We start from the raw sequence: 18,583 nt of genomic DNA on the forward strand, positions 1-18,583 counted from the left end.
AGCGCGTGGGCGGTCCCCGGCGGACCGGGGACCGCCCACGCGGTGTCCGTACGCGTGCCGCCGACGTGCCGGCCGGGGTCCCGTATGCCGTGCGGGCCCCGCGTCGGCCCTACCGGAGCGCGGCCGTGATCTCGGCGACCGCCACCTCGGAGGCGATCTCCGGGTCCTCGCCCTGGAGGACCGCCGTCATGTACCGCTTGATCGGGTTGTCCAGTTCGACGTTGGCCCACTTCGGCGAGTTGGGTGTGGCCCGGCCCTGCGCCGCTCCCGCCGCCATCGCGGACGTGGCCTCGTGGCCCTGGATGGCGTCCGCGAGGGTCGTCTTGTTCGGCACGTAGCTCATGGTCTTGGCCAGGTCCGTCTGCCACTTCTCGCCGGCCAGCGCCTTGACCACGTCGACCGCCGCCGACCGGTGCGAGGAGTTCTTCGGGACGATGAGGTCGGAGCCGCCGGTGAAGACGGACCCGGGCTTGGCGGCGGTCTTGCCCGGTATCGGGAAGAAGCCGAGCTTGCCCTTGAGGGCGGGGTTCTTCTCCTCGATCTGCACGGCGGAGTTGGGGGTGTCGATCATCTGCGCGATGTCGCCCTTGGCGAACTCGATCTCCTGCACCGGCGTGACCTCGTCGGAGTCCTTGGGACCGTCGCCGAGGGCCTGGAGCTCCTGGTAGAACTCCATGCCCCGGATCGCCGCTGGGGTGTTGAGCCGCCCCTCCCACTCGCCGCCGGACTCGGCGGCCAGTTCACCCTTCTCGTCCCAGATGAAGCCGGCGAGGGTGTACCAGTCCTGGCCGGCCAGATAGATGCCCTGCCGTGAACCCTTGTCGAGTTCGGCGGTCATGTCGAGCCACTCGTCACGGGTCCTGGGGAGTTCCTCGATGCCTGCCTCGGCGAAGATCTCCTTGTTGTAGATGACGACACGGTTGGCGGCGTACCAGGGGATGCCGTACTGCGAGCCGTTGATGCTGCCGGGCTCGGCGAGACCGGGCAGCCAGTCCTCGCTCCCGAGGTCGCGCACGGACTCCAGCGTGAGGTCCCGCAGGCCGTCGCTCTCCGCGTACTGCGCGACCTGGGTGTTGCCGACCTCGATGACGTCCGGCGGGTTCTCGGAGTCCAGGGCGGCCATCACCTTCTTGCCGATGCCGGTCCACTCCTGGATCTTGACCTCCAGTTCGACCGAGGGGTTGTCCTTCTCGTACGCCTCGGTGAAGCGGTCCAGATACGCCCCGGAGACGCTGTCCTTCATGAGCCACACGGTGATCACCTTGTCGTCCTCGCCTGGGAGCATCCCGCACCCCACGAACGCGAGGGAGGACACGAACACGGCGGAGCCGACAAGGAAGCGGTTCTTCACGTAGGTCACCTTCTGGGCATGCGGCACGAAAGAGTGAACCCGACGTGGGGGGAGCAAGGAGAGCTCGCGCGGGTATTCGCGTGATTTTGGTATGGACCTAAGGACGGGTCAAGCCCGGTCCCGGCCCGGCGGCCTGACCGGCGCCTTTCTCCTGCCGCGCGCGGCGCCGCCCCGTGGGGCACGGTGGAGTGAGACCGGCACCCCGCGAACAGGAGAACGGCCCATGAGCAACCACACCTATCGGGTCACCGAGATCTACGGCACCTCGCAGACGGGCGTGGACGACGCCATCCGCAACGGCATCGGGCGGGCGTCGCAGACGCTGCGGGGGCTGGACTGGTTCGAGGTGACGCAGGTGCGCGGCCAGATCGTGGACGGCCGGATCGAGCACTACCAGGTCGGGCTGAAGGTCGGCTTCCGTCTGGAGGACGGCGACACGGCGGGCTGACCCCGGCCCCGCCCGGGGCACGTTCAGCTCCCGGACGCCGGGCCCGTTCCGTTCCTGTGCCGGGGCCCGTTCCCGTCCCGCGCGCGGGCCCTGTTCTGTCGCGGGGCCCTGGGCGCCGTTCGTCCCGTCGTTCCCGTCCCGCGCGCGAGCCCTGTTCAGGTCGTGTGCGTGGGTGCGTCCGGGGCGTGTTCAGGTGCGCCCCTCGCGCTCCTGCGCGTCCCTCAGTGCCTGGGACGTACTCGCCCAGCGGGCCCGTACCACCCGGAATCCCGCCCGCTCCACGGCGTCGCACACCAGGTCGTCGTCGTCCACGAGCATCCGGATCTCCCGGCCGGCGGCCAGCTTCCGAAGCCGCTCCACCTTGGTCGTACGGGCGGGCCTGCGGTCGTCGTTGCGCCGCATGAACACCCGCCCCTCGGGGAGGCCGTACGCCCGCAGCCAGGCAAGGGTGTCCTTCCGGCAGCGCTCGGGCCGGCCGGTCAGATAGACGATCTCGCACTCCTCGGCGCTCCGCAGGACCAGCGCGACCCCCTCGGCGAGCGGCGGGTCGTCGACCGCCGCCGCGAAGAAGCCCTTCCAGTCCTTCGTCCCGCCCTCCAGGAAGTGCTGCCGGTGGGCGGTCCCGGCGAGCGTCCCGTCCAGATCGAACACGGCCAGTGGTCTGTTGTCGTCGGTCACACGCCCAGCCTAGGCAGGCCGGGGAATCCTCGCGCCGCGCGGCTGTTGAAGTGGACGTGACTTCCGTCCTCGCGAACACCCGGTTCTCCGTACTCGACCGCTCCCGCACCCGCGAGGGCCGTGCCACCGCCGAGGCGCCGCGGGACACCGTGGCGCTGGCGCGGCGGATCGAGGCCCTCGGCTACCACCGCTTCTGGGTCGCCGAGCACCACGGTGTGCCCGGGGTGGCGGGCTCGGCGCCGACCGTCCTGGCGGCGGCCGTCGCCGCCGCCACGTCCACGATCCGCGTCGGTACGGGCGGGGTGATGCTGCCCAACCACCGGTCGCTCGTGGTGGCCGAACAGTTCGGGGTGCTGGAGTCGCTGTTCCCCGGCCGGGTCGACATGGGCCTCGGCCGGTCCGTGGGCTTCACCGACGGGATACGCCGGGCGCTCGGCAAGGACAAGAAGGACACCGAGGACTTCGCCGAGCGTGTCGGGGAGCTGCTCGGCTGGTTCACCGGTGACCAGGACCGCTACCCCGGCGTCCACGCCCTGCCCGCCGAGGGCCTGCGGCCCGCGCCGTTCGTCCTGGCCATGGGTGAGGGCGCGGACATCGCCGCGGCGGCCGGGCTGCCCGTGGTCGTCGGCGACCTGCGCGGCCGGGACCGCATGCTGCGGGCCGTGGAGCGCTACCGCGCCGGCTTCCGCCCGTCGCCCTGGGCGCCGCGCCCGTACGTGGTCGTCGCGGGGACGGTCGCGGTCGCCGCGAGCGAGGAGGAGGCCCGCCGGCTGCTGGTGCCCGAGTCCTGGTCGATGGCCCGGTCCCGTACTCGTGGCGTCTTCCCGCCGCTCGCCCCCGCCGGGCGGATCGAGGGGCTGCCGATGACCGCGAAGGAGCGGGAACTGTACGAGTCGGGGCTGCGCGGCCATGTCCGGGGCACCGAGGAGCAGGTGGCCGGGGCCCTGGCGGCGGTGATCGGGGAGAGCGGCGCCGACGAGGTGCTGGTGACGACCAGCACGTACGACCGCGACGCGCTCCTCGACTCGTACACCCGCCTGGCCCGGATCGCGGGGCTCACCGCGCCCGCCCGTTAGCGTGCCGCCCTGCGGGTCGCGCGCAGCCACTCCTTGTTCATCGCCGTGATCGACGGCAGCGGGATGCCCTTCGGGCAGGCCGTCGCGCACTCGCCCGCGAGGGTGCAGCCGCCGAAGCCCTCGTCGTCCATGGCGGCGACCATGTCCAGGACCCGGGTCTCCCGCTCGGGCGCGCCCTGCGGGAGGACGTTGAGGTGGTTGACCTTGGCCGAGGTGAAGAGCATCGCCGAGCCGTTGGGGCAGGCGGCCACGCACGCGCCGCAGCCGATGCACTCGGCGTGCTCGAACGCGAAGTCGGCGTCCGCCTTGGGCACGGGCGTGGCGTGGGCCTCGGGCGCGGAGCCGGTCGGCGCGCTGATGTAGCCGCCCGCGCCGATGATCCGGTCGAAGGCCGACCGGTCCACGACGAGGTCCTTGACGACGGGGAACGCGCCGGCCCGCCACGGCTCGACGTCGATCGTGTCGCCGTCGGCGAAGTGCCGCATGTGGAGCTGGCAGGTGGTGGTGCGTTCGGGCCCGTGGGCGTCGCCGTTGATGACGACCCCGCAGGCGCCGCAGATGCCTTCGCGGCAGTCGTGGTCGAAGGCGACCGGGTCGTCCCCGGCGAGGATCAGCCGTTCGTTGAGCGTGTCGAGCATCTCCAGGAACGACATGGACGCGGAGATGCCGTCGATGTCGTAGGTGACCATGGCGCCGGGGGCGTCGGCGGCGCGCTGCCGCCAGACGCGCAGGGTGAGCCTCATGCGTAGCTCCGCTGGGTGGGGTGGACGTACTCGAAGACGAGGTCTTCCTTGTGCAGGACGGGCGCCGTGCCGCTGCCGGTGCTGTGCTCCCCCGACGGGTGGCTCCCGGAGCCCCGGAACTCCCAGGCGGCCACGTACGAGAACGCCTCGTCGTCGCGTTCCGCCTCCCCGCCGTCGGTGCGGGACTCCTCACGGAAGTGGCCGCCGCAGGACTCGGTGCGGTGCAGGGCGTCGAGGCACATCAGCTCGGCGAGTTCCAGGTAGTCGACGACGCGGTTGGCCTTCTCCAGCGACTGGTTGAGCTCCTCGCCGGTGCCCGGGACCTTGATCCGGTGCCAGAACTCCTCGCGGATCTGCGGGATACGGCCGAGGGCCTTGCGCAGACCGTTCTCGTCGCGGGCCATGCCGCAGTGTTCCCAGAGCAGTTCGCCGATCTCCCGGTGGAAGGACTCGGGGGTGCGGTCGCCGTCGACGGCGAGCAGCAGCCGCAGCCGGTCCTCGGTGTCGGCGACGGCCTCGGCGACCGCCGGGTGGTCGGCCGGGACGGCGGGCAGGCGCGGGTTGCGGGCGAGGTAGTCGCCGAGGGTGGCGGGCAGCACGAAGTAGCCGTCGGCGAGGCCCTGCATCAGGGCCGACGCGCCGAGCCGGTTGGCGCCGTGGTCGGAGAAGTTGGCCTCGCCGATCGCGAACAGGCCCGGCACGGTGGTCTGGAGGTCGTAGTCGACCCAGAGTCCGCCCATCGTGTAGTGGATGGCCGGGTAGATGCGCATCGGCACCCGGTACGGGTCCTCGGCGGTGATGCGCTCGTACATCTCGAAGAGGTTGCCGTACCTCTCCTCGACGGCCTCGCGGCCGAGCCGGCGGATCGCGTCGGCGAAGTCGAGGTAGACGCCCTGGCCGCCGGGGCCGACGCCGCGCCCCTCGTCGCAGACGTTCTTGGCGGCGCGGGAGGCGATGTCGCGCGGGACGAGGTTGCCGAAGGACGGGTAGATCCGCTCCAGGTAGTAGTCGCGCTCGGTCTCGGGGATCTCGGCGGGCGGGCGGGTGTCGCCGTGCGCCTTCGGCACCCAGATACGGCCGTCGTTGCGCAACGACTCGCTCATCAGGGTGAGTTTGGACTGGTGGTCGCCGGAGCGCGGGACGCAGGTGGGGTGGATCTGGGTGAAGCAGGGGTTGGCGAAGTACGCGCCGCGCCGGTGGGCCCGCCAGACGGCCGTGGCGTTGCTGTTCTTGGCGTTGGTGGACAGGTGGAAGACGTTGCCGTAGCCGCCGGAGGCGAGGACGACGGCGTCGGCGATGTACGTGTCGATCCTCCCGGTGATCAGGTCGCGGGCGACGATGCCGCGGGCCCGGCCGTCGACCACGACCAGGTCGAGCATCTCGGTGCGCGGGCGCATCTCGACGGTGCCCGCCGCGATCTGCCGCGACAGTGCCTGGTAGGCGCCGAGCAGCAGTTGCTGGCCGGTCTGGCCGCGCGCGTAGAAGGTGCGGGAGACCTGGACGCCGCCGAAGGACCGGGTGTCGAGGAGCCCGCCGTACTCGCGGGCGAAGGGCACGCCCTGGGCGACACACTGGTCGATGATCTCGACGGAGATCTGGGCGAGGCGGTGCACGTTGGACTCGCGGGCCCGGAAGTCGCCGCCCTTGACGGTGTCGTAGAAGAGGCGGTGCACGGAGTCGCCGTCGTTGCGGTAGTTCTTCGCGGCGTTGATGCCGCCCTGGGCGGCGATGGAGTGGGCGCGGCGCGGGGAGTCCTGGTAGCAGAACTGGAGGACGTGGTAGCCCTGTTCGGCGAGTGTGGCGCCGGCGGCGCCGCCCGCGAGTCCGGTGCCGACGACGATGACGGTGTGCTTGCGGCGGTTGGCGGGGTTGACCAGCTTGGCCTCGAAGCGGCGGGTGTCCCAGCGGTCGGCGACGGGTCCGGCGGGGGCCTTGGTGTCGGTGAGGGGCGCGCCCGTCGTGTAGTCGGTGTAGCCGGCGGGGAGGGTGTCCTCGTGCGTGGCGGGGAGGGTGTCGTCCATGTCAGCTCACGACTCCGGTCATGACGGCGACGGGCAGGGAGAGGAAGCCGGCGGTCAGCACCAGCGCGAGACCGTTGGCCAGGGTCTTCAGCAGCCGGTCGCGGGTGGCGCTGCCCATGCCGAGGGTCTGCGCGGCGCTCCAGAAGCCGTGCCGGACGTGGAGTCCGAGGGCGAGCATCGCGGTGATGTAGACGGCGTTGCCGTACCAGGTGGAGAAGGTCGCGACGACGTTCTCGTACGGGTGGCCCGGCTGGGCGTTCTCGTTGACGGTCAGGGTCGTGAGGTCGAGCAGGTGCCAGACGATGAACAGGGCGAGGATGATCCCGCCCCAGCGCATGGTGCGGGTGGCGTAGCTCGCGCGGCGGCGTTTGTGGGCGTAGGCGGTGGGGCGGGCGGCGATGTCGCGGCGGCTGAGCTGGTAGGCGCAGACGCCGTGCAGGACGACGGCGGCGAGCAGCACGACGCGCACGATCCACAGGGCCCATTCGTGGTGCAGGACGGGCGCGCCCATGGTGCGCAGCCAGTGCCCGTACGCGTTGAACTCGCCGGGGCCGAAGAAGATCTTCAGATTGCCCAGCAGATGCGCGACGAGGTAGCCGAGCAGGATCAGGCCGCTGACGGCCATGACGGCCTTCTTGCCGATCGTGGAGCCCCAGAGGGTGCCGAGGAGCGAGGGCCGGGAGCCGGGGCGGGTGCCGGGGCGAGGGCTGCCCGGAGCGCCGGCCTTCCGGGCCGCCCGTGTGTCCGTACGCGTTGCCAGAGCCATGACTCGCACGGTAGAGCCGGGCGGCGCGAGAGGTCCAAGACATGGATCGGCTCATGTCCATAGGCGCTGCCTATCGTGGGCGTACGGTGGATCCATGCAGTTCCAGCAGCTCGTCTATTTCGTGGCCGTCGCGGAGACCCGGCACTTCACCCGGGCCGCCGAGCGGGTGCATGTCTCGCAGCCCTCGCTCTCCCAGCAGATCCGGGCCCTGGAGAAGGAGCTGGGCGCCGAGCTGTTCGGCCGGGCGCGGGGAAATGTCGCGCTGACCGACGCGGGCGAGGCGCTGCTGCCGACGGCCCGGCGGATCCTCGCCGACGCGGAGACCGCGCGCCACGAGGTGCAGGAACTGGTTCAGCTGCGGCGCGGCCGGGTGCGGCTGGGCGCCACGCCGAGTCTGTGCACCGGTCTGCTGCCGGACGTGCTGCGGGCCTTCCACGACCTGCATCCGGGGATCGAGCTGCTGATCGAGGAGAGCGGTTCGCACGACCTGGTACGCGAACTGGCTCGCGGCGCGCTGGACTTCGCCCTCGTGGTGCTTCCGCTGCCGACCCCGTCACCGGCCCTGACGACGGTCGAACTGCTGCACGAGGACCTGGTGGTGGTCTCGTCGGCGGCGGCGCCCGGTCCGCGCCGGCCGGTGCGGATCTCCGATCTCCGGCGGGAGCAGCTGGTGATGTTCCGGCACGGGTACGACCTGCGGGAGCTGACCGTCGCCGCCTGCCGGGCCGAGGGGTTCGAGCCGGTGTTCACCGTCGAGGGCGGCGAGATGGACGCGGTGCTCGGTTTCGTACGGGCCGGGCTCGGGGTGGCGGTGGTGCCGAGCATGGTGGCGGAGCAGGCGGGGCGTGATCTGCGGGTGACACCGCTGGCGCCGCCGGGGCTGCGGCGGACGATCGCGCTGGCGCACCGCAGCGACGTGGCCCCGCCACGCGCGGCGCGCGAGCTCCAGAAGGTGCTGTTCAGCACCCGGGCACGGGGCGGTACGGGGGCGCGGGGCGGCGGGGTCGGGTCGGGGCGTTCGGGTGGGTCCAGCGAGGAGGGCGTGGCGGGGTGTACGGGTGGGGCGGCCGGGGCCGGTGGTGCGGGCGCGGCGGGGCGGCCGGGTGATACCGGTGATACAGGTGGTGCCGACGGGGCGGGCGACCGCCGTACGCCGGGACGCGACGCGCGTAGCTGAACGGGCGGCCAAGAGCTGGGGCGTCGGCCGCCCGTCGTGGAGCGTGTCAGACCGCGTCGGCGAGCGACAGGGTGTGCAGCATCTCCGGCGGGCCGGGGCGCGCGTAGTACCAGCCCTGTGCCGTGTCGCAACCGAGTCGTCGCAGGTGGTCCGCCTGTGCCCCGGTCTCCACGCCCTCCACGGTCACCGCCAGTTCCAGGCCGTGCGCGAGGGAGACGATCCCCTCGACGATCTTGAGATCGACCGGGTCGGCGGGATGCTGCTGCATGCCCCGGGTGAAGGCACGGTCCAGCTTGAGCACGCTCACCGGCAGCCGGCGCAGATTCGCGAGGTTCGAGTAGCCGGTGCCGAAGTCGTCCAGGGCGATGTCGATGCCCATCTCGGCGAGCTGCCGCAGGGGCTTGAGCAGGTCTTCGTCCGCGCCGATCAGCGCGGACTCGGTGACCTCCAGGCACAGCGAGCCCGGCGCGAGGCCGACCCGTTCCAGCACCTCCACCGTGTCGGCGACGAGGCCGGGGTGGTGCAGCTGGGCGGGCGAGAGGTTCACATTGATCCGCAGGGGTCCGTCGAAGGTACCCGCCGCCAGTTCCTCCTGCCACGCCCGCGCCTGCCGTACGGACTGCTCCAGCACCCAGCGGCCGAGCGGCACGATCAGCCCGGTGTGCTCGGCGAGCGGGATGAACCGGTCGGGGCTCAGGACGCCGTGCGTCGGGTGGCTCCAGCGCACCAGTGCCTCGGCGCCGTGGACCGTGCCGTCCGAGAGATGGACCAGCGGCTGGTACTCGATGAAGAACTCGCCGCGTTCCAGGGCCGTCGGGAGCGAGGTGGTGAGCCCGTGCCGGGTGATGGCGCGGGCGTCGGCCTCGGCGTCGGCGTGCTCGAAGCGGTTGCCGCCCGCCGACTTGGCCCGGTACATGGTGATGTCGGCGCTGCGCAGGACCTCGGCGGCGCTGGACTCGCCGGCCCGGCCCTCCACGATGCCGATGCTGCCCCGGACGGTGAATTCGCGGCCGTCCAGGCTGATCGGGGCGGCCAGCGCGCCGAGGATGCGCGACGCGAGGTCGGCCACCTCGCGCTGGGTGTCGGGTCCGGTGGTCAGGGCCACGAACTCGTCGCCGCCGAGCCGGGCGACCATCTCGCCGGGTGCCGTGGCGCAGCTCTGGAGCCGGTCCGCGACCTCGACGAGCATCCGGTCGCCCGCGGAGTGGCCGAGGCTGTCGTTGATGGCCTTGAAGCCGTCGAGGTCGAGGTAGCAGAGACCGACGCGGCCGGGCTGGGGCCGGTTGCCGGACGCGGCGTCCGCCGCCTTCCCGGCGCCGACAGTCCGTCCCTTCTCCGCTTTCCGCCCCTTCTCCGCCGTCTTTCCGGCGCCGGCCGGCTTCGCGCCGTCCTTCGGCGTCTCCTTGGCGGGGGCGAGCGCCTTCTCCAGGCGTTCGAAGAACAGCGTGCGGTTGGGGAGTCCGGTGAGGGCGTCGTGCGTCGCCTCGTAGCGCAGCCGCAGGTTGAGCAGCCGCCGTTCGGTGGTGTCCTCCAGCAGGGCGAGCTGGTACTCCGGCTGCCCGTCGACGTCCCGGAGCAGCGAGACGGTCAGATTGGTCCACAGGACCGTGCCGTCGTTGCGGAAGAACGGTTTCTCCGTACGGAAGTTGTCCCGCTCGCCGCGTACCAGCTCGCTGTACATCCGCCACACGTGCGGCTCGTCGTCGGGGTGCACCCACTCGCCGACGTTACGGCTGCGGACATGGTGTTCCAGGCCGCCGAACATCCGGGTCAGTGTGTCGTTGACCTCCAGCACCCGCCCGTCGAGGTCGGCGATGCCGATGCCGATCGCCGCGCCCTCGAACACCGCGCGGAACCGGGCCTCGGTGGCGTGCAGCGCCTCCTCGGCGGCTCCGCGCGCGGCGAGCGCGGAGCGGGCGATGGCCTCCTGCTCGGCGAGGGTGCGCTCGCGCAGCGCCTGGGCGAACCCGGCGGCCAGCGCGTGCTGGAGCCGGGCGCAGCGGGCGCGCAGCTCCTCGGCGGCGAGGTCGTCGGCCGGATCGGCCGCCGCGCCGCAGTACAGCACCAGATACGCGTCGACGACCCCGAGGGAGCGGGCGAGCGCGTCCGGGTCGGTGCAGTGGGCGCCGACCAGCGCCGCGCCGACGGTGTGCGCGGGCGCGGCGTCGAAGACCGTGTCGTGCAGGGCGTCCCGCAGCCGGCGGGCCAGGGGCAGCAGATGCTGTTCGAACTCGGGCCGGGTCAGCGACGTCGCGGTCGCCGGGAAGATCGCGCGGCTCCAGATCGTCGCGAACCGCCTGAGCCGGTCCTCCAGTCCGTCGGGTTCCGCCGGTTCCGCCGCGGCGTCCGGGGCCTGCTCGGGCACCATCACGCCGTGCGTCCCACACCGGCGAAGCCCGACATCGCGTACGGGTCCTCCTGGCCTGAGGGGTTCTCCGGCCGCCAGCCGCCCATGGGCACCAGTCCGGGCTCGACCAGTTCGGAGCCGTCGAAGAAGCGGGCGATCTCCTCACGGGTCCGCATGACCAGCGGGTTGCGGATGTCCCGGTAGACGCCGACGGTGCCGGCGACCTTCTCCTGGGGCAGCGGGATGCCCGCGACCGCGGCGTGGGTCAGGACGACGAGGCTGCCGGGGGCGAGGGCGCCGGTCAGTTCGGCCACGGCCGCGAAGGGTTTGTCGTCGTCCTCCAGGAAGTGCAGGACGGAGACCAGCAGCAGGGCGACGGGCCGGTTCAGGTCGAGGAGGTCGGCGACCTCGGGGCTGTCGAGGATCTGGCGGGGCGTACGGAGGTCGGCGGCCACGACGGCGGCGTTGCCGTTGCCTTCGAGTACGGCTCTGCTGTGCGCCACGGCGACCGGGTCGTGGTCGACATAGACGACCCTGGCGTCCGGGTCGGCCTTCTGGGCGACCTCGTGGACGTTGCCGAAGGTGGGGATGCCGGAGCCGATGTCGAGGAACTGGGTCACGCCCTCGGCGACGGCGAAGCGGACCGCGCGGCGCATGAACGCCCGGTTCGCCTGCATGATCTTGGGAAGCCCAGGCATGAACTCCATCGCCTTGCGGGCCGCTTCCCTGTCCACTTCGAAGTTGTGCGAACCGCCCAGATAGTAGTCGTAAATACGGGACACGCTCGGCACCGATATGTCGATACCCTGCGGTACCCAGGCGGGACGCTCCATCGAGATCTCCAACAAGTCGCCACGGGTGAACGGCCTTGTGTGTGGCCGGTGTTCGAGCCGAGGCTACTGATCGCCCGCCAAGAGAGCGAGCCGAAACGGAAATTAGCGGTCCGTTCTCGGTCACACCCGGACCCGGCGCACAAGCGGTCCGCCGCCACGCACGGGGGCGTGACGGCGGACCGGTCGGTCGGAGGGCGCGACGTGGGGACTACTTGGGCGCTCCGACCAGCTTGGAGTCGGGAGCGACGGCGTACCAGGTGCCGCCGACGCCCTGACCATTGGTGTCACCGGGCTTCTTGTCGCCCGCGAAGGTGTAGAGCGGCCAGCAGTCGATGGTCTGCTGCTTGATCCCGTCGGGCCGGTCGAAGGTCACGAAGCCCTTCTTGAGGATGCCCTCGGTGTCGTTCTTGTCGACCGGGGCGACAACCGGCCACTTTTCGAGGCAGGCACCGGTGCAGGCGGTCTTCATCGGCCAGGCGCTGTCCTTCTTGAACCGATATACCGTCATGCCCTCGGAGTCCACGACGATGTCGCCGAGCTTGGGGTCCTTGCGGACGGACATTCCGGGGAGATCGCCGGCGGACTCGCCGGCCTCCGCGCCGCCCGCTCCGAGGGCGGCCTTCTTTCCGTCCGGGGAGGAGGCGAACCATGTACCGCCCACACCCTGCCCGTTGGTGTCACCGGGGCTGGTGTCCTTGGCGTAGCGGTACATCGGCCAGCCACCGAGGGTCAGTTGCTTGGAGCCGTCGGCGCGGGTGACCTCGCCGATCTTCGAGGCGTCGGTGCCCGCCGCCGCCTTCACGTCACCGGCCGCGACGACCGGCCATGCCTTCTCGCACTCGCCGACACAGTTCGACTTCGGGGGCTCGGCGGTGTCGTTGTCGAACCGGTAGAGGGTGAAGCCCTCGCTGTCCGTGATGACCTTGCCGAGTTCCTTGCTGTCCAGCACGGTGAGTTGACCGGCCGTCTTGGGTTCGGCCGCCGACTCGTCGCCGTAGCCGCCCTCCGATCCGTAGCCCGAACCGGCGTCGGCGGGCGCCGCGGCGCCGACCGCCTGGCCGTTGGGGCTGGTGCCCGTTTCCTGACCGCACGCCGTCGTCAGGGCCAGGACGGCCACCGCGGTCACCGCGAGCGAGGCGTTCCGCCAGGTGTTCATGTCAACTCCCGTTGTTCGTAAGACAGTTGGGGCGGTCGTGCCGCGCCGTTCATGGTCCTAAGTACGGGCGGGAGGGTGCGCAGCGTTCAACGCGCTTCAAAGAATCTTCGGAAAGAAAATAAACACGGAAGGCCTCGATTCCCCCCGATCAGGGGAATCCGGTGCCAATTCGGCGCGGCGCGGGGCGTGTTGATCCAAGCTTCCGCCGTGTACCGATCACTTGTCATGCGGACCCTGGCCGTCGCCGGGCTCGTCTGCGTACTCAGCGCGCCCTCGCCGGCCGCCGCCGACGTCTGTATCTCCGCCTGGACCGGACCGGAGGGTACGGGCGCGGTCGTCATCATCGGCGACGGCCCCTGCCGGCCCACGCCCCCACCGTCCCCGCCACCACCGCCCGAACCTCCGCCACCCCCTCCGCCTCCACCACCACCAACGCCACCGCCACCACCAACGCCACCGCCGCCTCCTCCCGAGCCGACTCCGGAGCCCCCGCCACCACCCCCGCCGCCACCGGAACCGGCTCCCGAGCCGCCGAAGGCCGCCGAGCCCCTGCCCGTACCTCCGCCGCCCGCGCCTCCGCCGGTACGGTCCGTGGCGGCCCCGGCCCCGCCGCCGCCCGCCGTCACTCCCCCGCCGTCACCGACGCCACCGCCCCCGGAGGTGACGCCGCCGGAGGTACGGGTGCTGCCCGCGTACAAGGCGCCGGCCCGCAGGCAGCCCACGAACAGCACCTCGGTCGTGATGCTCATGCTCCTGCTCACGGCACCGGCGGTGCTCGCCGCCGCCATCCTTCGCCCCCGTTCCCGCTAGCAGACGGAGACCCATGTCGGAATGGCTTGTCCTGTCCCTCGCGATGGCCGCCGCAGGCGCGGTCGTCGTGACCATCGTCCTCATCAACAACCGCCGGGTACCGGCCGACGACGACCCCTCCGACAGCCCCGACGTCCTCGAGTACATGACGATGATGATCGGCGTGGTCTACGCGATCGTGCTGGGCCTGGCCATCGCCGGTGTGTGGGAGGCGCGCGGCGCCGCCCAGGAGTCCGTGCGCCAGGAGGCGCAGGCACTGCACGAGGTGGTGGCGCGGTCGGAGGTCTACCCGGCCGAGGTGCGCGACCGCATCCGGGGCGACGTCGACGCCTACGTCAGCCATGTGGTCGACACGGAGTGGACCCACATGGCGGACCACCAGAGCCTCACCGACCAGGGCACGGCGCTGCTGGAGCGGGTCCGGCGCGATGTCACGGACTACGTGCCGGCCGACGACCACGAGGCGCAGGCGTACCAGCCGCTGGTGGACCAGGTGGCGGTGGCCGACGACGCGCGGGGCTCCCGGGCGGAGAGCGCGGGGGCGACGATGCCGGGGGTGGTCTGGTTCGGCCTCATCACCGGCGCCGTCGTGACCGTGGGGCTGATCTTCACGCTCCAGATCCGCCGCAGCTGGCGGGAGTTGCTGCTGGCGGGGCTGTTCAGCGCGCTGATCGCCTTCCTGCTCTTCCTGATCTGGGACTTCGACTCCCCGTACGGGCGCGACGGCGCGGCGACGGCTCCGTTCGCCGACCTGTTCCCGCACCTCGGCCCGTAGATCCTGTCCGGGTCCGGTCGCCGGGCGGGCCGGTCGCTCCCGCGTCCGCCCGGCGACCGGGCGCGGGCGCACGGCCCGAGCGGCGGAGGGAGGTCGGGGAAGCGGGGGTTCACCGGACAGGACACGGACCCGGTTCCTTAGACGGGGCGCCGGTGATCGGCCAGGGGCACGGGCCGGTCGGGTGACAGGACAACCCGTTCGCCCGACTGCGATCGCGGCGGGGATGGGGCGCTCCTAGCGTGCCGGGTATCGAGGTGCATTTCCCGCCATCCGCGGAAATCAGTTCCGCACTGCTCCTCGGAGAGCCGGAGGATTGTCCATGCGCGCGATACGTGCCGCGTCCGCCGCCCTGCTGGGAGCGGCCGCACTCGCACTGATGACGCCCGCCGTGGCCATGGCCACGGCGGCGGCCCCTGTCACACCGTTCGGTTTCGCCGTCACGCCCTCGGTGATCGCGGCCGGCGGCCAGGTCACCCTCACGGTCACCGGTTGCAGCAGCACGGCCACCGCCGAGTCCGGTGTCTTCGACGACACCCCCATCCCGTCAGGCGGGTCGGCGCGCGCCTCCGTCTACTGGGACGCCAAGCCCGGCGCGATGTACGAGGTGACCTTCACGTGCAACGGCGAGGAGGGGACGACGGACCTCACCATCGCCGGCGGGACCCCGTCGCCCACACCGACGCCGACCCCCACACCGACTCCGACGCCGACGCCGACCGGCACCGCGAGCCCCGTTCCGACGCTGACGCCGACGACGAGTTCGACGGCGATCGCGCCTCCCGGCGGTGTGCGCGGCGGCCTCGGCGGCAGCTTCATCGGAATGAACGCCACGGAGCTGGCGGTCGGCACCGGTCTGGTGGCCGCGGCGACGATCGGCACCGTCCTGATGGTCCGCCGCCGCTCGGCGAGCCGCTGAACCCGGCGCACGGCGCCACCGCCCGGAGAACGCCCGTCGCCCCAAGTCCCCCGCGGGATTTGGGGCGACGGGCGTTGTTCCGTGCCCGACGGGCGCCGCGCCCGCCCGTGGCACGGCCCGTAGGGAGGGACGGCCGGAGACGGTCAGGGGAGCGGGCCGCGGGTCCCGGCCTGTACGTATCAGACCAGCGTGTCGCTCGTACGGCGCCGTCGCGCGATGAGGAGCGTGCCGCCGATCGCGGCCGTGCCGACCAGACCGGCACCGACGGCCGTCTCGGTCGAGCTGGGGCCGATCGAGCCGCCGAGGCCGCCCTCCGCGCCCTGACCGGCCAGCACCCGGAAGCGGTGGGTGGCGATGCGGCTGTTGTCGCTGCACTTGACGGACAGGTTGTAGTCGCCCGGTGTCGCGTGGTTGTGGATCCGGGCCCGCGCCTCCGAGTGGCCCGAGGCGTTCACCGACAGGTGCGCCTTGGGGAAGGCGTTGGACGTGACGAAACCGCCGTGACCGCAGCCCTGGACGGAGATGTGCAGCGTGCCGCCCTGGTGGACGGCGAACGGGTTGACGGTGACGTTGGTCGGACCGTTGGTGGCCCCGGCCAGCGGGGCGGAGAGCGCCACGGCGGCGCAGGCCGCGGCAGTCACCATGAGAGCGCGTGAAGCACGCATCGTTGAGCCTCCAGCGGAAGACGCCCCGAAGCGGTGCTCCGGGAAATTCGACGAGTACGCCCTCCATGACGAACCATCACCTTCCTACGCGTTCCACGCATGTCGGCACTGGTCCACCCCGGTGAGACGACACGCCGACCGTCGGCAGCCGGATCTGACGGACCCGCAGGTCACGGACCGTCAGAAAGGTTGTATGACGACTACTCGAATGGGGCAGCCCGCCCCTGCCCGGACGGCGGGCACCACCCGTTCGCCCTCCACTGGTCGCCGACCCGGACCGGCGTGCCTAGGGTGCCTAGCAGGCGCCCACGAAGGGAGAACCATGGGCCAGGACCACAGCGGCTCGGTGTCGAGGAGACCTTCGCCGTGGGGCGTTCTGGCGCTCGTCATGCTCTCCGGTCTCGCGCTGATGCGGAACGGGGCCGACGTCTCCCTCGGCCCGCCGCAGCCCGCCTCGGCGGCGGCGCCGGACACCCGGCAGGAGACGGTGACCGCGCCCGAGACCGTCCCCATCGTGAAGCCGCTGCCGTACGCCCCCATGTCGCGGGTGACCATCCCGTCGATCAAGGTGGACGCCCCCGTGATGGACGTGGGGCTCGACCCGGAGGGCTGGATCGCCGCGCCGCCGCCGGAGGACGCCAACATGGCGGGCTGGTACCAGAACGGTGTCGCGCCGGGCCAGCGCGGCACGGCGGTCGTGGTGGGGCATGTCGACAACCAGGCGGGCCCCGCGGTCTTCTACGGTCTCGGCTCCCTGCGCAAGGGCGAGCACATCGAGGTGACCCGCTTCGACGAGCGCGTGGCGGTGTTCGAGATCTACGGCGTGGAGGTCTTCTCCAAGAACGACTTCCCGGGGGCCCGGGTGTACGGCGACACCGGCCACGCCGAACTGCGCGTGATCACCTGTGGCGGCGGCTACACGAAGGCCGGCGGCTACGACGGCAACGTCGTGGCCTTCGCCCGGCTGGTGGAGACCCGCTGAGCGGTGGGCGCGGCCCGGTCGCACGGGCGGGCTGTACGGGCGACCGGTACAGGCGGGCGGGCCGGAGGGCTCCGCGGATGAGCGGTACGGGCGGTCCTGGCATGAGCGGGCGGTACGGCTGCGCGCCGTACCGCCCGTTCGTGCGTCAGGGCCTCGGTACGGTGAGGATCCAGCCGTCCTCGCGCAGCCTCGGCAGATAGCGCCCGAGCGCGGCCACGCTCTGCGAGCGGTTCCCGCCCGCGTCGTGCGACAGGACCACGACGCCCGGCGCCGCCCCGTCGAGCACCCGGCGGACGATCTTCCCGGTGCCCGGAGTCTTCCAGTCGAGAGTGTCGACGGTCCACGCGAGCGGCTCCATGCCGAGGGCCGCGCCGATCTCGAACACGGGCCGGTTCCAGGAGCCGTACGGGGCCCGGAACCAGACCGGCACCCGGCCCAGTGTCCGCTCGATCTCCTCGCTGGTGCGCTCCAACTCGGCCCGGATCGCGGCCCGTCGCAGAGTGGGCAGTTCCGGGTGCGACCAGGTGTGATTGCCCACGATGTGCCCGTCGTCGGCCATCTCGCGCAACAGGTCAGGCTGTTTGGCGGCCATCTCGCCGCAGACGAAGAACATCGCCCGCACGTCGTGGGCGCGCAGGGTCCGGAGGATGCGGGGGGTGTGGCGGGGGTCGGGCCCGTCGTCGAAGGTGAGGACCATCGAGCGCCCGAGGTCCGGCAATTCACGGAGGGGCTCCGTACGGACGGGCGGCCGGGCCGGCCGCCGGCGGGAGGGCTGGAACTCCGTCATGGGGCTCAGCCGGTAGGCCGACGCCCGGCGCGGCGGGGCCCCGGCGCCCGGTCCCGCCGCCGGCGGGGCCCCGTTCGCGGGGCGGTCCGGTGCGCGGGTCTCGCACGAGGTCAGCAGCCGGGTCAGTGAGACGGCCCCGAGCACGGCGGCGATACGCAGCGCGGCCCGGCGCCCCGGAAGCGACTGGTCCTTGTCAACAGTTTCCCGTTCCATGAGCAATGGCTCGCACGGGCGGTGCGCCCCGCCCCTCACCGACACGGGGCGGGCGGGGAAAGCACCCGATGGGATCAGCCGATGAACTTCCCCTCGGTTCCTCGGCTCCTCGGCTGCCCGACCCCCGGCCGTGCGCGCGGACCGACGACGCCGGCCCCTGGACGGGCCCCGTACGGGAGCCGATAGCCTCGCCGCTGTGACGGATCAGCGGCCCTCCCCCTTCGAACGCGGTACCGACGGCCCCAAGGTGATCGTCGCCGGTGTGGACGGCTCGGCGTCGTCGCTCCGCGCGGTGGCGTACGCCGGCGGTCTCGCCCGGCGGCAGAACGCGCTGCTCGCCGTCGTGTACGTGCAGCCGCCGCTGACGTCGGGGGCCGCGCTCGGCGCCCCGGTCGCCGACGCGACCGAGGAGATCGCCGAGAGCCTGGCGGCGGAGATCCGCGAGGGCGCGGAACGGGTCCGGGACATCTGGGACGTCCGCTGGGAGTTCCACACGCTGCGCGGCGACCCCTACAACGGCCTGGTCACCGCGGCCGACGACCTGAAGGCGGACGCCGTGGTGGTGGGCGCGTCGGAATCGGCGGGCCACCGCTTCGTCGGCTCGGTGGCGGTCCGTCTGGTCAAGTCGGGCCGCTGGCCGGTGACGGTGGTCCCGTAGCCGGCGCCCCCGACTCCCGTGGACAGTCCGGGGCAGCGCCCGGGTCGACCCCGTAGCCGGTGTGGGGTACTCCCGAAGGCTGGCCGGGGCGTCCGTCCCGCACCGGTGTCCGGCTCGTCCCGCAGCCCGTATCCGGCCTCTGGCAGGCGGTGTTCGGGCCGGCCCATAGGCACGTCGGGCC

General features: G+C 72.2%; 17 protein-coding genes and 1 pseudogene. 8 read left to right on the forward strand and 10 right to left on the reverse strand.

The annotated features are described in order from the left end of the window. Positions 1 to 109 precede the first annotated feature (109 nt). Positions 110 to 1,351, reverse strand: coding sequence for an extracellular solute-binding protein (locus OG875_RS02160; RefSeq protein ID WP_330172495.1), 1,242 nt, complete (start codon positions 1,349 to 1,351; stop codon positions 110 to 112). Between the two features lie 223 nt (positions 1,352 to 1,574). Between OG875_RS02160 and OG875_RS02165 the strand changes: the two genes are divergently transcribed. Then, positions 1,575 to 1,799, forward strand: coding sequence for a dodecin (locus tag OG875_RS02165; protein ID WP_330172496.1), 225 nt, complete (start codon positions 1,575 to 1,577; stop codon positions 1,797 to 1,799). A gap of 189 nt (positions 1,800 to 1,988) precedes the next feature. Here OG875_RS02165 and OG875_RS02170 read toward each other — a convergent pair whose 3' ends face one another. Further along, positions 1,989 to 2,477, reverse strand: a complete 489-nt coding sequence (locus OG875_RS02170) for a phosphatase domain-containing protein (RefSeq protein WP_330172497.1) — start codon at positions 2,475 to 2,477, stop codon at positions 1,989 to 1,991. Between the two features lie 56 nt (positions 2,478 to 2,533). Here OG875_RS02170 and OG875_RS02175 point away from each other — a divergent pair, with 56 nt between their 5' ends. Then, positions 2,534 to 3,553 (forward strand): MsnO8 family LLM class oxidoreductase, encoded by a 1,020-nt coding sequence (locus OG875_RS02175; protein WP_330172498.1) that lies wholly within the window; start codon positions 2,534 to 2,536, stop codon positions 3,551 to 3,553. Here OG875_RS02175 and OG875_RS02180 read toward each other — a convergent pair. From OG875_RS02180 to OG875_RS02190, 3 genes are read right to left on the reverse strand one after another with little or no spacing between them, the layout of a single operon-like run. Then, positions 3,550 to 4,296, reverse strand: coding sequence for a succinate dehydrogenase/fumarate reductase iron-sulfur subunit (locus OG875_RS02180; protein WP_330172499.1), 747 nt, complete (start codon positions 4,294 to 4,296; stop codon positions 3,550 to 3,552). The two genes, OG875_RS02175 and OG875_RS02180, sit on opposite strands and share 4 nt — an antisense overlap. Continuing rightward, entirely contained in the window at positions 4,293 to 6,317 is a 2,025-nt protein-coding gene (locus tag OG875_RS02185) for a fumarate reductase/succinate dehydrogenase flavoprotein subunit (RefSeq protein WP_330172500.1), read from the reverse strand. Before OG875_RS02185 ends, OG875_RS02180 begins: the two co-directional genes overlap by 4 nt. Position 6,318: 1 nt before the next feature. Next, positions 6,319 to 7,083, reverse strand: coding sequence for a succinate dehydrogenase cytochrome b subunit (locus tag OG875_RS02190; protein WP_330172501.1), 765 nt, complete (start codon positions 7,081 to 7,083; stop codon positions 6,319 to 6,321). Between the two features lie 94 nt (positions 7,084 to 7,177). Here OG875_RS02190 and OG875_RS02195 point away from each other — a divergent pair. Continuing rightward, positions 7,178 to 8,056: pseudogene (locus OG875_RS02195) on the forward strand (LysR family transcriptional regulator); the annotation flags it as partial. 250 nt (positions 8,057 to 8,306) lie between these two features. On the opposite strand, the gene OG875_RS30940 reads toward OG875_RS02195, so the two are convergent. From OG875_RS30940 to OG875_RS02215, 3 genes are all read right to left on the reverse strand, one after another. After that, the gene (locus tag OG875_RS30940) at positions 8,307 to 10,631 is read right to left on the reverse strand and encodes a putative bifunctional diguanylate cyclase/phosphodiesterase (protein ID WP_443079047.1); all 2,325 of its coding nucleotides are present in this window, start codon (positions 10,629 to 10,631) and stop codon (positions 8,307 to 8,309) included. After that, positions 10,628 to 11,440 carry an SAM-dependent methyltransferase gene (locus OG875_RS02210; RefSeq protein WP_330172502.1) on the reverse strand — a complete coding sequence of 271 codons (813 nt, stop codon included), beginning with the start codon at positions 11,438 to 11,440 and terminating at the stop codon, positions 10,628 to 10,630. Before OG875_RS02210 ends, OG875_RS30940 begins: the two co-directional genes overlap by 4 nt. 208 nt (positions 11,441 to 11,648) lie before the next feature. Then, positions 11,649 to 12,596, reverse strand: coding sequence for an SCO0930 family lipoprotein (locus OG875_RS02215; RefSeq protein ID WP_330172503.1), 948 nt, complete (start codon positions 12,594 to 12,596; stop codon positions 11,649 to 11,651). 660 nt (positions 12,597 to 13,256) lie between these two features. Here OG875_RS02215 and OG875_RS02220 point away from each other — a divergent pair. The 3 genes from OG875_RS02220 (at position 13,257) to OG875_RS02230 (ending at position 15,097) form a co-directional block, all read left to right on the forward strand. Continuing rightward, positions 13,257 to 13,406 carry a hypothetical protein gene (locus OG875_RS02220; protein ID WP_330172504.1) on the forward strand — a complete coding sequence of 50 codons (150 nt, stop codon included), beginning with the start codon at positions 13,257 to 13,259 and terminating at the stop codon, positions 13,404 to 13,406. 13 nt (positions 13,407 to 13,419) lie between these two features. Beyond that, entirely contained in the window at positions 13,420 to 14,181 is a 762-nt protein-coding gene (locus OG875_RS02225; protein ID WP_330172505.1) for a bestrophin-like domain, read from the forward strand. A 319-nt stretch (positions 14,182 to 14,500) separates the two neighbouring features. Then, positions 14,501 to 15,097: a hypothetical protein gene (locus OG875_RS02230; RefSeq protein ID WP_330172506.1), complete on the forward strand. Its 597-nt coding sequence runs from the start codon at positions 14,501 to 14,503 to the stop codon at positions 15,095 to 15,097. A gap of 179 nt (positions 15,098 to 15,276) precedes the next feature. Here the strand turns inward: OG875_RS02230 and OG875_RS02235 are convergent, their stop codons facing one another. Further along, positions 15,277 to 15,762 (reverse strand): hypothetical protein, encoded by a 486-nt coding sequence (locus tag OG875_RS02235; protein ID WP_330172507.1) that lies wholly within the window; start codon positions 15,760 to 15,762, stop codon positions 15,277 to 15,279. A gap of 322 nt (positions 15,763 to 16,084) precedes the next feature. Between OG875_RS02235 and OG875_RS02240 the strand changes: the two genes are divergently transcribed. Continuing rightward, a complete protein-coding gene (locus tag OG875_RS02240; RefSeq protein ID WP_330172508.1) occupies positions 16,085 to 16,744 on the forward strand; it encodes a class F sortase in 660 nt (219 codons plus the stop codon). Between the two features lie 145 nt (positions 16,745 to 16,889). Here the strand turns inward: OG875_RS02240 and OG875_RS02245 are convergent, their stop codons facing one another. Beyond that, positions 16,890 to 17,744 carry a polysaccharide deacetylase family protein gene (locus OG875_RS02245; RefSeq protein ID WP_330172509.1) on the reverse strand — a complete coding sequence of 285 codons (855 nt, stop codon included), beginning with the start codon at positions 17,742 to 17,744 and terminating at the stop codon, positions 16,890 to 16,892. 196 nt (positions 17,745 to 17,940) lie between these two features. Between OG875_RS02245 and OG875_RS02250 the strand changes: the two genes are divergently transcribed. Further along, the gene (locus OG875_RS02250; protein ID WP_330172510.1) at positions 17,941 to 18,402 is read left to right on the forward strand and encodes a universal stress protein; all 462 of its coding nucleotides are present in this window, start codon (positions 17,941 to 17,943) and stop codon (positions 18,400 to 18,402) included. Positions 18,403 to 18,583: the final 181 nt, after the last annotated feature.

Source organism: Streptomyces sp. NBC_01498 (genome assembly GCF_036327775.1).
In the GTDB taxonomy this organism is placed as follows: Bacteria; Actinomycetota; Actinomycetes; order Streptomycetales; family Streptomycetaceae; genus Streptomyces.